Raw genomic sequence first — 13,487 nt, 5'->3', positions numbered from 1 at the left:
GGGGGAAGGGGTCTGGGGGTTGATCTTCCGGAACTCCTCAAGGTTTTCGCGGTTCGTCGTCTTGAAGAAAAGCAGTGCGGAAGCGGAGCTTTGGGGGCCGCATCCGTTGAGGGGGACCCCTCGGGGGAGGGGTTGAGTCACTGGGAGCGCGTCGAGGGGGCGCGCTCCCAGTGTTTTTTCAGGGTACGGCCTGGATCCGCGCTGGGGGGCGCAGGGTCGGCCGGCCCGCTTTATTTCTGGATGGAGAGGATGACCCACTGCCGTGTGTCCACGGCGTAGACGGTGGGCACGTCCGAGATGGCAGGGCCGACGAGGTCACGGCATGCCGTGGGACTGACTGAGAAGCGGACGAACACCACCCCGTCTTTTCCGGGAACAGTGGTGACGTCATACGCCTCCCGCTTGTTGACGCAGACCTCCGCGGCGCTGGCATTCCGGGCAGGCTTCGAACCCAGCGGAAGGAAGTCCTCCATCGCGAGGGCGACCGACGCCGCCATCGTGCCGGACAGGACCTGTTGCCCCTCCTCGGGAAGCACGAGGGGGAACGCGAAGCGCTTCGCCTGCTCCAGCGGTGCGTGAACGGGGCGTGCCGGGGGCCGGAAGAAGGAGCAGGCGTTGAGCAGCAGGAGCGGGAGCAGCCTCCACGGTCGGGTTCCCATGATGGTTTCGGTGCCGCCTTTCACGGTGGAGTAGTCGGCCGGCCCGTCACGCCGACAGCGTGCGTGAAATCGCCTGGCGCACCGCCGCGCGCACCGGGGCGGGCACCGCGTCCCCTGGAATCCGTCGGCACAGGGACACCGTGCGCTGGAGCGAGTCACAGGCCCGGGCACATTCGGGGCAGCGCGACAGGTGCTCCTCCAGCCGGATGCAGGTGGCCTGGTCCACCTCCTTCAAGGCGTATTCCGAAAGCTCCCGGGCCAGCTCCGGACAGCCCCGGGCCGTCCCCTGGGCGCCCTCTCCCAGCAGCGTGGAGAGGTGTTCGCGCAGCAGCAGGCGCGCGCGGTGCAGCCGGCTCTTGAGGGCCCGCACCTCGATGCCCACCACCCGCGCCGCCTCCTCCGCCGTGAGGCCCTCCACGTCCCGCAGGATGAGCGCCTCGCGCGGGTCCTCCGGCAGCGCCAGGATGGCTGCCTGCAGCACCTCTCCCAATTGCCTCGCGTGGGAGCGTGCATCCGGCAGGGCCTCCTCCGCCGCGACGCGGGAGGCCTCGGAGGACTCCAGGGACTGGAACCCGGTGGGGGTGCCCACGCGCTGGCGCCGCAGGCGGAGGCAATGGGTGCGCGCGAGCTGGTAGAGCCAGGTGGACAGCGCAGCATCGCCCCGGAACGCATGCAGGTTGCGGAAGGCCGCGAGCAGCGTCTCCTGCAACACCTCCCGTGCATCCTCCTCCGAACCGCACATGCGCAGGCCGAAGCGGTACACCTCCTTCTCGTGACGGGTCAGCAGCTCGTCGAGCGCCCGGTCGTCCCCGGTCCGCGAGGCCTCCAGCAACTGCTCATCGGTTCGCGTCGACATGGTCCGTGGCCGTCCCTTCCCCCTGGGGGAACACCTCCGCCGGCCGCCCCGATGTCTGGAGTCTCCTCGCCAGGGCCATGCCGGCGAACATCGCGAACACGAAGACGAACACGGAGGGGGCACCGCTGGCGAGCGAGGTCAGCGCAGGGCCGGGACAGTAGCCCGCCAGCCCCCACCCCACGCCGAAGAGGGCGGCGCCCGCGAACAGCCTTCCGTCCACCCGCTGCGCGGGGAAGGAGGGGAACCGTCCGGCGCACAGCGGGCGCTGCCTGCGCAGGATGAGGGGCCGGAGCGCCGCGTGCACGGCGACGGCTCCGCCCATCACGAACGCGAGCCGGAAGTCCCAGTCGCCCGCGACGTCGAGAAAGCCCAGGACGTTGGCCGGATCCGTCATGCCGCCGAGCCCCAGTCCCAGGGCGAAGAGGAGGCCGCTGAGCAGCGCACCCAGGGAAGAACGCATGGAGAAGACTCCCATCTAGAAGACGTGGCGGGCCAGGAAGACGGTGACGACCCCGGCGGCCATGAAGGTGAGGGTGGCGGCCAGGGAGCGGAGGGAGCCCCGGGCCAGCCCGCAGACGCCGTGCCCGCTGGTGCAGCCGTTGCCCAGCCGCGTGCCGAAGCCCACCAGCAGGCCCGCCACCCCCAGCAGGACGGTGCCTCCGCCGCTCGGGAGCACCGGGGGCGGAAGGGACGCGGGGTGCAGCCAGGCGAGCGCGAGCCCACCGGCGAGCAGCCCTCCGAAGAAGAGCACGCGCCAGGCGACGTCCCCGCGGACGGGCGCCAGCAGCCCGCCCACGATGCCGCTGATGCCGGCCACCCGGCCGTGGGTCAGCAGCAGGAGCGACACCGCCAGTCCGATGAGGGCACCGCCCAGGAGGGGGAGGAGGAAGGAGGAGGCCATGCCCCATGAGAGCCCATCGCGCGCGAAAAGGATTCACCCGCCCCGTGGAAGGGGCCCTGAATCCTTCTTCCCACCCCCTGGCTCTCACGGTCAGGAGGTTGCGCCATGATTTTCCGACAACTCTTCGACGCCGAGTCCTCGACCTACACGTACCTCGTTGGTGACGAGGTCTCGCGGCAGGCCGTCCTCATCGACCCGGTGCTCGAACAAATCGACCGGGACCTGCGGCTCCTGGACGAGCTGGGGCTGAAGCTCACCCACGTCTTCGACACCCACGTGCATGCCGACCACGTCACCGCGTCGGGCGCGCTGCGGGAGCGCACGCGCTGCACGGTGGTGGGAGGCGTGGGAGGGGCCGCGTGCGCCAACGTCCAGGTCCGTCACGGGGACGCGGTGCACGTGGGGCCGCTCGTCTTCCAGGTGCTCGCCACGCCGGGGCATACGGACGACAGCGTCAGCTACCTGCTGGGGGAGCGCGTCTTCACCGGGGATGCGCTGCTGGTGCGGGGCAACGGCCGCACGGACTTCCAGAACGGGAGCGCGGCACAGCTCTACGACAGCATCACCCGCGTCCTCTTCGCCCTGCCGGACGCGACGCGCGTCTACCCGGCCCACGACTACAAGGGCTTCACGGTGACGACCGTCGCCGAGGAGAAGCGCCACCACCCGCGCCTGGCGGGCAGGAGCCGGGAGGAGTTCATCCACATCATGGAGAACCTCCACCTGCCCAACCCCCGGAAGATGGACCTCGCCGTTCCGGCCAACCGCGCCTGCGGACACCCGGCGCCCCCACCCCCGGAGGCCCGGACATGACGTCCCCTTCCCACCAGGACCTCGCGCCTTCCCAGCTCTCCACGCTGGGCCCGGACGTGCGCCGCATCGACGTGCGCGAGCCGGACGAATACACCGGCCCGCTGGGCCACCTGCCCGGCGCGGAGCTCGTCCCGCTGGGGACGCTGGAGGCGGCTTGCGCGGACTGGCCGCGCGACGCGCCGCTGCTGCTCATCTGTCGCTCGGGGGCCCGCTCCACGCGGGCCGCGCAGGCCCTGGCGCAGCGGGGCTTCCGGCACCTCTACAACCTCGCGGGCGGAATGCTCGCGGTGCGCGAGCCTGCTCCCGACAGCCCGCGGGACTGAGCGCTCGCGCGCCGGAACGGATGCCCATGCCCCTCATCGGCTATGCCCTCGCGGTACTCATCGGACTGTCGCTCGGGTTGCTGGGGGGCGGGGGCTCCATCCTCACCGTCCCCGTCTTCGTCTACGTCCTGGGCTTCGGCGCGAAGCAGTCCATCGCGATGGGGCTGGCGGTGGTGGGCGTCTCCAGCCTCTTCGGCGCCGCGGACCACTGGCGCCGTGGCAACCTCCAGCTTCGCGCGGCCCTGGTCTTCGGCGCGATGGCGATGTCGGGCACCTACGCGGGCGCGCGGCTGTCCGTGTTCATCCCGGGCGCGGTGCAGTTGGTGCTCTTCGCGTCGGTGATGCTCGTGGCGGCCTTCTTCATGTTCCGCAACGGGCGCCAGGACGCCGTCCTCGCCGCGCGGAAGCAGCCGGCGGTCGAGCCGCGCAAGGCCCCGGTGCCGGTGATGATCGCGGCGGCCCTGGGCGTGGGCGGCCTCACGGGCCTGGTTGGCGTGGGCGGAGGGTTCCTCATCGTGCCGGCGTTGGTGCTGTTGATGGGCCTGCCGATGAAGCAGGCGGTGGGCACCAGCCTGCTCGTCATCGCGCTCAACTCCTTCGTGGGCTTCGCTGGCTACCTGGGCCACGTCGAGGTGCCCTGGGCCCTGCTCGCGGTGTTCACGACCCTCGCGGTGGTGGGCATCCTCGTGGGCACCCGGGCGTCCCACTTCGTGTCGCCCCGGGTCCTCAAGCAGGCCTTCTCGCTCTTCCTCGTGGGGATGGGCCTGTTCATCCTCTACCGGAACCTTGACGCCTTCTTCGCTCACCCGCCGGAGATGACCCGCAGGGGCTGAGTGCCTTCGCGCGCCGGCTTCGTGGCCCCGGGCAGCTCCAGCACCGTGGCGCCCTCGGCCTCGAAGTGCGCGCGCAGCCAGGGGTGACAGGTGAAGGCGATGACCTGGTGGTGCTCCGCCAGGCGCGCGAAGAGGCGCACCGCGCCGCGGGCCCGCTCCGAATCGAAGTTCACCAGCACGTCGTCCGCGATGAGCGGCAGCGCGCCTCGCGTCTCCCCGAAGTCGCGGATGACGGCCAGCCGGAACGCCAGGAAGAGCTGCTCGCGCGTGCCCCGGGACAGCTGCTCCGCGCTCCAGTCCCGCGCCCCGTCGCTCACCCGCAGCTCCCTCGCGTCCCCCGCCGGGATGAAGACGCGGCGGTAGCGCCCCGCCGTCAGCTCCGAGAACAGCTCGCTCGCGAGCTGGATGACGCGCGGCTGCTGCTCCTCCTCGAAGCGCCTCCGCGCCCGTCCCAGGAGCGCCAGCGTCAGCCGGTCCGCCGCGTAGCGCGTGGCCAGCTCCGCCGCCTTCGCCCGCAGCGTCTCCTCCTGGATGCGCAGCCGGGACACCCGGTCGTCGTTCTCCCACTGCGACAGCTGCGTCTTCAGGCTGCCCTGCTCCGTGAGCACCGCCTTCAGCCGCTCGCCCTCCGCGCGGTGGCGCTCCCGCGCCGTGCACAGCCGCTCCTTCAGCCCCGCCTCGCCCCCCGCCGCGTGCACCTCCGCGCGCGCCACGTCCTCGTCCAGGCCCGTGAGCGCCTGCACCCGCTGGCCGTGCTCGCGCACCCGCACGCTCAGCTCCGCGTACCGGCGCGCCTGCACCGCGCGGCGGCGGAAGGTCGCCTCGTCCTGGCAGCCACCCTCCGCGAGCAGGGCCTCCAGCGTCTGGTCCTCGTCCAGCACCAGCTGCTCCAGCCGCGCCTTCTCCGCCAGCAGCTCCCCGCGCTGGCCCTCCAGGTGGCGTTGATCCGCCGCCCGCGCGCGGACCTCCTCCAGCGCCACCGACACCCGCGCGGCCACCGTCTCCGCCGACCCCGGAGGCAGCCCCGCCGCGCGGGCCTCCGCCAGCAGCCGCGCCGTCGTCGCGCCGCACGCGGCCTCCGCCACCGTGAACTCCTCCTCGTCCGTGCGCAGGTCCAGCAGCCGCTGCCGCAGCGCCGCGGCGTCGCGCCACAGCGTCAGCGCCGACGCCGCGGAGATGCCCTCCGGGAACCGCCGCGCCACCAGGAACGCCGCCCACTCCGCGCGCAGGGACTCCGCGCGCTGCTCCGCCCGCAGCCGCGCCTCCTCCACGCGCTGCTCCTCGCGCACCGCCACGTCCCACGCCGTGCGCAGCGTGTCCTCCTCGCGCAGCAGCAGGTCGCGCCGCTCGGCCTGCGTCAGCAGCTCCGCCAGCAATGACTCGTGCGCGGCCAGGTCCGGGTGCGAGGCGCCCGGTGACAGCCCCGCCGCTCCGGACGCGTGCAACAGCTCCCGCTGGAGCAGCTCCTCGCGCGCGGCCATCGCCGCCTGCGCCGCGCGGAAGCGCTCCTCCTCCTGCTGACGCCAACGGTGCCGCGCCGCCTGCGCCTCCAGGCTGGCGTGCCGCGCCGTCTCCACGCGGTGGCGCACGAGCAGCAACAACGCCACGAGCAGCGCCCCACCCACCGCGCACAGCACGCCCACCGACACGCCCGCGAGCACCCCCGCGAGCACCGCGAAGCCCAGCGCCACACCCCCCGCCGTCACCACCCACGACAGCGGCAGCAGCGAGTACAGCGGCACCGCGTCCGTGGGCGCCCGCACGCCGTCCATCTGCCGGCGCTGCTCCAGGCGCTGCTCGGCCAGCCGCTCCAGGTCCCCGCGCACCGCGCGCATCCGGGCCACCGCGGCCTGCCGCTGACGCACCTGCGCGGGCCGCGCCTCGGGCAGCGACTCCACCTCCGTTTGGATCCGCGCCAGCGCCGTCTCCAGCCGCACCCGCTCCTCGCGGGTCCGCGCGCGCTCCGTCTCCACGTCCGCGTGCAGGCCGTCCGCCGCGTCCAGCCGGCCCGCGAGCGACTCCAGCTCCCCACGCGCCCGGGCCCCCAGGTCCAGCGCGAGCAGCCCGCCCGCGTCCACCGCGAGCCCCAGCTCCCCCAGCGCCTGCTCCAGTTGCCGCCGCCGCGAGACGAGCGACGCCCGCCGCGCCGGCAGCGCGCGAAGCTGCTCCGAGTGGCCCGCGAAGGTGGCCAGCGCCGCGCGCAGGGGCTCGGCCCGCTCGCGCACGGCCCAGGGCGCGGCGTGCCGCTCCCGCGCCTCTTCAATCGGGGTCAGCCGCTCGTGCAGCTGCGCCTGCTGCGCGCGGTACGCCTTGCGCCGCTGGAGCACGTCCTCCAGCCGCGTCTCCCCGCCCGCGGGGAAGGTGTCCAGGAGGGGCAGCGCGGACAGCTCCGCGTGGTCGCGCGCGAGCACCGCCAGGTCCCCCAGCGCGGACTCCAGCCGCTCCAGCCGGTCCAGCGCCCGGGCCGCCTCCTTCTGCCCCACCTCCAGCGCCTGCCCTTCCGCGATGCAACCGGCCAGCCGGTCGCGCGTGGAGAAGTAGAGCGCGGGCCGGTCCCCCGCCTCGCGCAGCGCCTGCTGCACCTCCTCCAGCTCCTTCAGCACCCGGTTCAACTCGGGCTTCTGCCCGCGCGGCGCGTACAGCGCCTCGGCGTCCTTGCGCAGCCGGTCCACCGCCTCCGGCAGCCGCCGCGCGCCCTGCATGCCCACGGCGAAGAGCTTCTCGGACACGCCGCCCTGCTCGGCGAGCCGCTGGAAGGAGGACAGCTCGTCCAGGCGGAAGGCGAACACCTCGAAGAACAGCTCGCGCGGCACCCCCGCCAGCGCGTCAGCGAGCAGCGTCTCCGGCAGCGGCTGCCCCTCCGGCGTCCGCACGGTGAGCGTGCCCTCCGACGCGCGCTTCCCCACGCGGCGGCGCACCACCAGCGGGCCCGCCGCCGTGTCCAGGCACAGCTCGCCTCCGAAGAGGGGGCCCTCGGGTTCGTAGCGCTCCGGCTGGCCGCGCTTCTCGAAGCCGAACAGCATGCCGCGCAGGAAGGCCAGCAGGGTGCTCTTGCCCGCCTCGTTGGGCCCGTACAGCAGCGTGAGCCCCGGGCCCGGCGTCCCCGAGTAGCCGGAGAAGTGGCCGAAGCCGTCCACCTGGAAGCGGTCGATGCGCAGCCCTGGCTTCATGACGCCTCCTCGTGGAGTTGCTCCACGCCGCGCTGTCCCGCCTGCGTCACCAACTCCGGACGGGGCGCCTCCAGCGCGTCCACGCCCAGCCGCTTGAGCCGCTGCCCCAGCGTCGTCAGCTCCTCGTCGTCCCACAGCGCCGCGAGCGCCGCTTCGTCGTGGGAGAGAGAGCGGGCCTCGTCCAGCAGCGTGCCCAGGAAGCCGCCCCCGGAGCGCACCGCCTCCAGGTCCACCTCCGGCCGGCTGCCATCCCGGAGCGACTCCAACAACACCGGCGGGTGCGCGCGCGACAGCCGCTCGCGCAGGTCCGCCTCCAGCTGCGCGCGGGCGCCCGGCCGCGACAGCTCCCGGTGCAGCGGGCCCCGGCCTGCCAGCGTGAGGCGCACCGCGTGCCCGTCGAAGTCCTCCGCGCACCGCGCCTCCACCACCTCCGTGGCCACCGCCTGGAGCGCGTCCAGCGAACCCACCCCGGAGAGCGGCACGTCCAGCCGGTGCCAGCGCACCCGGTCCACCGGCACGAACCGCCGGCGCGCGACGCCGTCCTCCACGTCCACCACCACGCAGCCGCGCTCGCCCGTCTCGTGGATGTGCCGACCCTGCGGGTTGCCCGGGTACACCGCCACGCCGCCGCCGGGCAGCAGGTGCTCCGCGCGCGTGTGCACGTGGCCCAGGGCCCAGTAGTCCAGGCCCCCTGCCGCCAGGTCCGCCGCCGTGCAGGGGGCGTAGTTGGCGTGCCCCGCGTCGCCGCCCAGGTTCGCGTGCAGCAGGCCCACGCTGAAGTGCGCGCCGGTGCGGCGGAAGCGCGCGGACAGGTTCTCGCGCACCTCCACGTCCGGATAGGACACGCCCTGCACGTGGCACAGGCGCCGGCCTTCGCGCCGCACCTCCACGTCCTCCCAGTCCGGGCCGAACACCTTCACCGACGCGGGCAGCCCCAGCGTCCCGGTGTCCCCGCTCAACGGATCATGGTTGCCGTGGACGATGAAGGTCTGGATGCCCGCCCGGTCCAGCCGCGTGAGCTCCGTGAGCAGCGCCAGCCGCGCGCGCACCGAACGGTCCTTCACGTCGAACAGGTCCCCCGCGAGCAGCAGGAACGTCACCTTCTCCCGCAGGCACACGTCCACGATGCGCGCGAGGGCATGGAAGGTCGACTGCTGGAAACGCTCCAGCAGGGGGCCGTGCGTGGCCACCCCCCGGAAGGGCGTGTCCAGGTGGAGATCCGCGGCGTGGACGAAGGAGAAGCGCATCGTCTGGGCAACGTACCCGAGACTCTCCGCCCTCCCGATTTTCCCTCCCTGGAGGGCGATGCCCCGGTGGACACACGGGACGTCCCACGGTCGTACGTCGCGTCCGACTCCGGAAACCCGGCGCGTCGTGCCGGAGGCGCGCGGCCCCCCGACGCACGAGAGCGGGGCGCGGGCGGGGTAGGGTCCCTGCCCGCGCCTGCCGCGGTCCGCGGGTTTCTGCTAGCGCGGCGCCTCGCTGCCGGACGTGCCCGGGTCGCTGCCCGCGCCTTCGGTGCTGCCGCCGCCCGCGCCCGAGCCGCCACCGGGGATCTCACCGCCCGTGGTCCCGGTGCCGGTGTCGCCCTCGATGTCACTGCCCGCGCCACCCGTGCCGCCCTCGACGTCACTGCCGGCTCCGCCCTCGACTTCACTGCCGGAGCCGCCGGTGCCCGCATCCGCGCCGGAGCCGCCGGTTCCTCCGGTGTCGCTCTCGGTGCCTCCCGTGCCCTCGTCCATGACGGAGCCCGAGCCTGTTCCGGTGCCCGTCGCGCCGGAGCCTCCCGTACCTTCCTGGGTGGCGGGCGCCATCTCAGAGCCCTTGTCGCGGCTCTCGCACCCGGTGAGCACCATCGCCCCCGCCATCGCCCCCGCCACCAGCCATCGCTTGTAGTCCGCCATCTCCAAACCTCCCTTGGATATGCTGAACCCAAGGCTGGGAGTGGCGGGGCGCGGGGGCATCGTACCGAACATCGGATATCGCCGGGCCGCCCGCCCTGGTGGCCAGCGGAGGACGGCTTGTCGTGTCGCCCGCCTGAGAGCAGGCGTCAGCGTTCACGGCGCAGCACGAGCAGCGCGTACTCCAGGCCCCCATCCAGCAGCCCCTGTTGCAGCCAGAGGTGTTCGCGCTTCGCCTCCATCCGCACGGCGTTGAGCGCGGCGCGCAGGCCTCGCGCGTCGGTGGCGCGGCTCATGTGCTCGTGCACGAGCAGCTCCGCCGTCAGCGTCCAGAAGCCCACCGCGCGCGCGGACACGTCGTCATGCACCTCCAGCTCCAGGCCCGCCTCCCGCGCGGCGGCGAGGAACCCGCTCACGCTGCCCAGGTGCGTGCGCCACGTGTCGCCGGACGGGTGCACCGAACCGGGGCGCACCCAGAAGCAGTCCGCGATGGCCAGCAGGCCGCCCGGCTTGAGCCAGGTGCGCGCGCCGCGCAGCCAGTCCGCGCGGGGCACCGCGCACGCGTTCTCCACGGCGATGATGGCGTCGAAGCACCCCAGGCCCCGCATGTCCTCCGCCGAGCACAGCCGGGGGTGGATGCGGCCCTCCACGCCCGCCTCGCGCGCGTACCGGAGCACCTGCTCCACGTGGGCGGGCACGCTCAACAGCGAGGTCACCTTCGCCCGGTGCTCCTGCGCCCAGTACAGCGCGCCGCCGCCCAGGCCCGTGCCCACCTCCATCACGTCCCCGCCGTCCGGGAAGGTGCCCATGGCGCGCGCCAGCTCCGCGAGCAGCGTCTCCTGGGAGTCCTTGAGGCGCTTGCGCAGCTCCGGCGCCGGCAGGCCCGGGAGCGGCAGCCCGTCCACGAGCCCCGTGTGGCAGTGCACCCGGGGGCCGGGGCCGTAGCGGGCCAGTCCGCGCTCGGCCAGGGCCTCGTGGTAGGCCAGCACGTCGCTCAGGCGCGGCTCCCCCGGGGCGGTGTGCGGTTCATGGAGGGCGCTGATGGCATTCATTGGAACTCCCGGGGCAACAGGATGCGAAGCAGGGCACCGCCGCCCGGCCCGTTGTGGCGATGCAGCAGGCCCCCGCTGGCGCGCAGCAGGCACTCGCTGGTGTAGAGGCCCAGCCCCGTTCCCTGGGGCTTGGTCGTGTACAGCTCCTCCGCCGGCGCGTTGAGCCGCTCCGGGGGGAAGCCGGGTCCGTCGTCCTCGATCTCCACTTCCAGCCGCCCGCTGAGCGGTTCGGTGCGCGCGCGGATGAAGACGCGGGAGGCGCCCTGTTCGCCGTTGCCCTCGCAGGCATTGACGACCAGGCTCTCCACCACCCGGCGCAGCGTGAGCGGCCCGCCCCGCAGCAGCGCGCGCGCGGGACACGGCGGATCCACCCAGACGTGGATGTCCACATCCGGGAAGCGCAGTCCCACGTGGGCCTGCACGCTCTCCAGCACCGGCCCCAGGGCCACGGCCTCCGGCTCCGCGCCCACGAAGCGGCGGCCCTTGGCGCGCACCTCCTTCACCATCTCCTGGAGCTGGCGGAGGCTGTCCTGGAGCTGGCGGGACTGCTCCTCGAATTCAGTGCGCGCCAGCATGCCGCGCTGCACGCCGAACGCCGCCATCATGTCCGCCGCGCTGCCCGCGTGGAGCAGCGCCTGGTCCATGTCCTGGTGGTGGCGGAGGATGTCCGCCATCGCCTGGGTGAGCTGGCCCACGTCGCGCTCCTGCTGCTCGATGAGCTGCGCGTGCACGGCGGCGCGCAGGCGCTCCGCGTCGGCGCGGGCCTGGTCGTACCGCACGGCGAGGGCGCCCAGGGACAGCTCGGCGAAGAGGGCCGCGGGGCCCACGATGGCGAAGAGCACCGCGTGGTCCAGGCCCGAACACAGAGGCAGCGCGCACGCGAGCGCCACGAGCGTGCCCCCCGCGACGAAGGGCTCGCGCCACGTCACCCGGTAGCGCCAGCCGTGCAGGGCGGTGGCGGCGATGAGCAGCACGCCCAGGACGAACGCCCCCGGCAGCGCGGCGAGCGCCATCAGGCTCGCGAGGAAGAAGTGCGAAAGCGACAGCGTCAGCAGGCGCCACAGCCAGCTCCACCGGGTCAGCCGCGTGCGGCCCGCGTGCACCGCGCAGAAGGCCAGCCCGCTGACGGCGACCGGCAGGAAGCACGCGAGCGCGGTGGAGACGGGCAGGGCGAAGAGGCCGCGCACCCCCGGAGCCCCCGCGAAGAAGGCGATGAGCGCGGTGCAGCCGAGGACGCGCGCCGCGCACGTCCCCAGGCGCTCGGCGGCGAGGATGCGGCCCGCGTCCTGCGCGCGCGTCCAGCGGCGGAAGGCCGTCACCCAGACGCTGGAGGAAGGGGGCGGGGTCCTCATGCGGACACGCGGGCGCGAGCCCGGACAAGGCAAGGCCTGGACGAATGGCTGTCATTCCGCTGTGGCGGCATGCTGGTCACCCCCCTGCACCAAGCACAGCCTGATAAGGCACGAAGCAAAGGCGATGCGGGGCGTCCAGGTCAAACCGCGAGGGGCAGGCATTGTTGGCCAGTCCTCGCGTCCTCCAGGTGCCGGGATGCGTTAGGAGCTTGGGGGGACGCGCGCGGCGCGATAGAGGGGCGCCCATGCGTGACAGAATCCAGACGGTGTTGCGGCAGCTGGCCCGGTCCTCCGACGTGGAGGTGCGGTGGCTGAACACGTTGTCGCTGCTGGAGTTCACCGGGGCGCGGAAGATTTCGCGCACGGTGGCGGACCGGCACCCGACGCTGGAGGTGCTGGGTCACCTGGCGGACGAGACGCGCCACGCCTTCACCTTCAAGCGGCTGGCGTGCGAGGTCGCGGGCCGCGAGGTGACGGAGCTCTTGAGCGCGGGCGCGGCGGCCACCTGGTTCCAGTCGCTGGACCGGGAGCTGGCGGCGTGGGCCACGCAGGTGACGGGTGAGGCGGACGTGCACCTGCACTACCTGCTCACCACCGCGGTGGTGGAGCGCCGGGCGATGGTGCTCTACCCGCTCTACAAGGCGGCGACGCGGCACCCGGCGGTGCGCGAGGAGATGGGCCGGGTGGTGACGGAGGAGCAGGGCCACCGGCGCGCCATCGAGGACGCGTGCCACGAGCGGCTCGCGAAGGTGGGCGCGACGCTGGAGCCCGCGCTCGCGCTGGAGGAGCGCCTGTTCGAATCATTCCTGAACGTGCTGGAGCGGGACGTGGCGGCGGCGCTCGAGTCGGCGCAGGCGGCCTGAGCCGGCACCCGGGCCGTCAGTCTTCCCGGTCCCGCTCCCCGTCTCCACCGCCGGTGCCGGACAGCACCAGCGCGCCGCCCTTCCAGGTCGCCTGGAGGTTGCGGGCCCGGCGCGCGCGCTTGCGGCTCAGCTCCACGCCCACCGCGTCCAGGCCCAGCGCGTTGGCCACCGCGAGCGCGGTGCCGTGGCCGCAGAACGGATCCACCACCGTGCGCGTGCGCGTCTGCTCCAGGATGAAGCGGCACGCCACCAGACACGCGGCCATCCCCATGCCGCGCGTCCACGTCACCTCGCCGGGCTCCGGCAGCACGTCCGCGGTGGACTTCCCCGGGTCCGCCTTGAGCCCCCGGCTGAAGCACAGCAGGTGCGAGTACGCGGGCCGCCCGAACGTCACCGTCCCTGGCGTCCGGCGGCACACCACCTTGTGCCAGAGCGTCTCGCACCCCGCGGCCTCCGCGGCCTTGGACACCAGGTAGCCCTTGTCCACCCACGCCCCGTCCTTCTTCACGTCGGACTGGTAGAACACCGCCACCCCGTCCGCCGGCACCCGCGACAGCACCTTCGTCGCGGCCCCCACGAACCAGTCCTTCCACTGGGGCACCGTGAGCGAGGGGAACTCCGACACGTCCGGCAGCGACGCCACCACCGAACAGCCCTCCAGCACGGGCCGGGCGTCCAGCCACCCCAACGCGTCCTCGCAGAACACCGTGCGCTTCGCCTGTTCGTCCGTCATCCCGCGCGGAGTCTGCCAGAGCGCCCACCCT

The 13,487-nt window shown here is 73.5% G+C and carries 14 protein-coding genes; 4 read left to right on the top strand and 10 right to left on the bottom strand.

The window, feature by feature from the left end; translation table 11 throughout:
- Nucleotides 1-230: 230 nt before the first annotated feature.
- The 4 genes from D7X12_RS31210 to D7X12_RS31195 are packed head-to-tail and all read right to left on the bottom strand — an operon-like array spanning nt 231 to nt 2,416.
- Complete coding sequence (locus tag D7X12_RS31210; protein ID WP_120628893.1) at nt 231-659, bottom strand: hypothetical protein; 429 nt, start codon at nt 657-659, stop codon at nt 231-233.
- 46 nt (nt 660-705) lie between these two features.
- Entirely contained in the window at nt 706-1,515 is an 810-nt protein-coding gene (locus tag D7X12_RS31205) for a sigma-70 family RNA polymerase sigma factor (RefSeq protein WP_120628892.1), read from the bottom strand.
- On the bottom strand, nt 1,496-1,975 hold the full coding sequence (locus D7X12_RS31200) for a DUF6691 family protein (RefSeq protein WP_208719392.1): 480 nt from the start codon (nt 1,973-1,975) through the stop codon (nt 1,496-1,498). Before D7X12_RS31200 ends, D7X12_RS31205 begins: the two co-directional genes overlap by 20 nt.
- 15 nt (nt 1,976-1,990) lie before the next feature.
- Nucleotides 1,991-2,416: a YeeE/YedE family protein gene (locus D7X12_RS31195; protein ID WP_120628891.1), complete on the bottom strand. Its 426-nt coding sequence runs from the start codon at nt 2,414-2,416 to the stop codon at nt 1,991-1,993.
- A gap of 105 nt (nt 2,417-2,521) precedes the next feature.
- Here D7X12_RS31195 and D7X12_RS31190 point away from each other — a divergent pair, with 105 nt between their 5' ends.
- Genes D7X12_RS31190 through D7X12_RS31180 form a run of 3 tightly spaced genes read left to right on the top strand, consistent with a single transcriptional unit; the run spans nt 2,522 to nt 4,385 of the window.
- Nucleotides 2,522-3,229 carry an MBL fold metallo-hydrolase gene (locus D7X12_RS31190; RefSeq protein ID WP_120628890.1) on the top strand — a complete coding sequence of 236 codons (708 nt, stop codon included), beginning with the start codon at nt 2,522-2,524 and terminating at the stop codon, nt 3,227-3,229.
- Nucleotides 3,226-3,552 (top strand): rhodanese-like domain-containing protein, encoded by a 327-nt coding sequence (locus D7X12_RS31185; RefSeq protein WP_120628889.1) that lies wholly within the window; start codon nt 3,226-3,228, stop codon nt 3,550-3,552. The genes D7X12_RS31190 and D7X12_RS31185 overlap by 4 nt, the downstream gene beginning before the upstream one ends.
- Nucleotides 3,553-3,578: 26 nt before the next feature.
- The gene (locus tag D7X12_RS31180) at nt 3,579-4,385 is read left to right on the top strand and encodes a sulfite exporter TauE/SafE family protein (RefSeq protein WP_120628894.1); all 807 of its coding nucleotides are present in this window, start codon (nt 3,579-3,581) and stop codon (nt 4,383-4,385) included.
- Here the strand turns inward: D7X12_RS31180 and D7X12_RS45170 are convergent.
- From D7X12_RS45170 to D7X12_RS31155, 5 genes are all read right to left on the bottom strand, one after another.
- Nucleotides 4,355-7,555 (bottom strand): AAA family ATPase, encoded by a 3,201-nt coding sequence (locus tag D7X12_RS45170; RefSeq protein ID WP_120628888.1) that lies wholly within the window; start codon nt 7,553-7,555, stop codon nt 4,355-4,357. The two genes, D7X12_RS31180 and D7X12_RS45170, sit on opposite strands and share 31 nt — an antisense overlap.
- Nucleotides 7,552-8,802, bottom strand: a complete 1,251-nt coding sequence (locus D7X12_RS31170; protein ID WP_120628887.1) for a metallophosphoesterase family protein — start codon at nt 8,800-8,802, stop codon at nt 7,552-7,554. Before D7X12_RS31170 ends, D7X12_RS45170 begins: the two co-directional genes overlap by 4 nt.
- A gap of 219 nt (nt 8,803-9,021) precedes the next feature.
- Complete coding sequence (locus D7X12_RS31165) at nt 9,022-9,459, bottom strand: hypothetical protein (RefSeq protein ID WP_120628886.1); 438 nt, start codon at nt 9,457-9,459, stop codon at nt 9,022-9,024.
- Between the two features lie 146 nt (nt 9,460-9,605).
- Nucleotides 9,606-10,508, bottom strand: coding sequence for an SAM-dependent methyltransferase (locus D7X12_RS31160; protein ID WP_120628885.1), 903 nt, complete (start codon nt 10,506-10,508; stop codon nt 9,606-9,608).
- Nucleotides 10,505-11,860 (bottom strand): sensor histidine kinase, encoded by a 1,356-nt coding sequence (locus tag D7X12_RS31155; protein WP_120628884.1) that lies wholly within the window; start codon nt 11,858-11,860, stop codon nt 10,505-10,507. Before D7X12_RS31155 ends, D7X12_RS31160 begins: the two co-directional genes overlap by 4 nt.
- A gap of 245 nt (nt 11,861-12,105) precedes the next feature.
- On the opposite strand from D7X12_RS31155, the gene D7X12_RS31150 reads away from it, so the two are divergent.
- On the top strand, nt 12,106-12,723 hold the full coding sequence (locus D7X12_RS31150) for a hypothetical protein (protein ID WP_120628883.1): 618 nt from the start codon (nt 12,106-12,108) through the stop codon (nt 12,721-12,723).
- A gap of 16 nt (nt 12,724-12,739) precedes the next feature.
- Here the strand turns inward: D7X12_RS31150 and D7X12_RS31145 are convergent, their stop codons facing one another.
- Nucleotides 12,740-13,456, bottom strand: a complete 717-nt coding sequence (locus D7X12_RS31145) for a class I SAM-dependent methyltransferase (protein ID WP_120628882.1) — start codon at nt 13,454-13,456, stop codon at nt 12,740-12,742.
- Nucleotides 13,457-13,487: the final 31 nt, after the last annotated feature.

It is taken from the genome of Corallococcus sicarius (assembly GCF_003611735.1).
GTDB classification, from domain to species: Bacteria; Myxococcota; Myxococcia; order Myxococcales; family Myxococcaceae; genus Corallococcus; species Corallococcus sicarius.
Note: the sequence above shows the minus strand (reverse complement) of the source record. Positions and strands in the feature narration are given on the sequence as shown.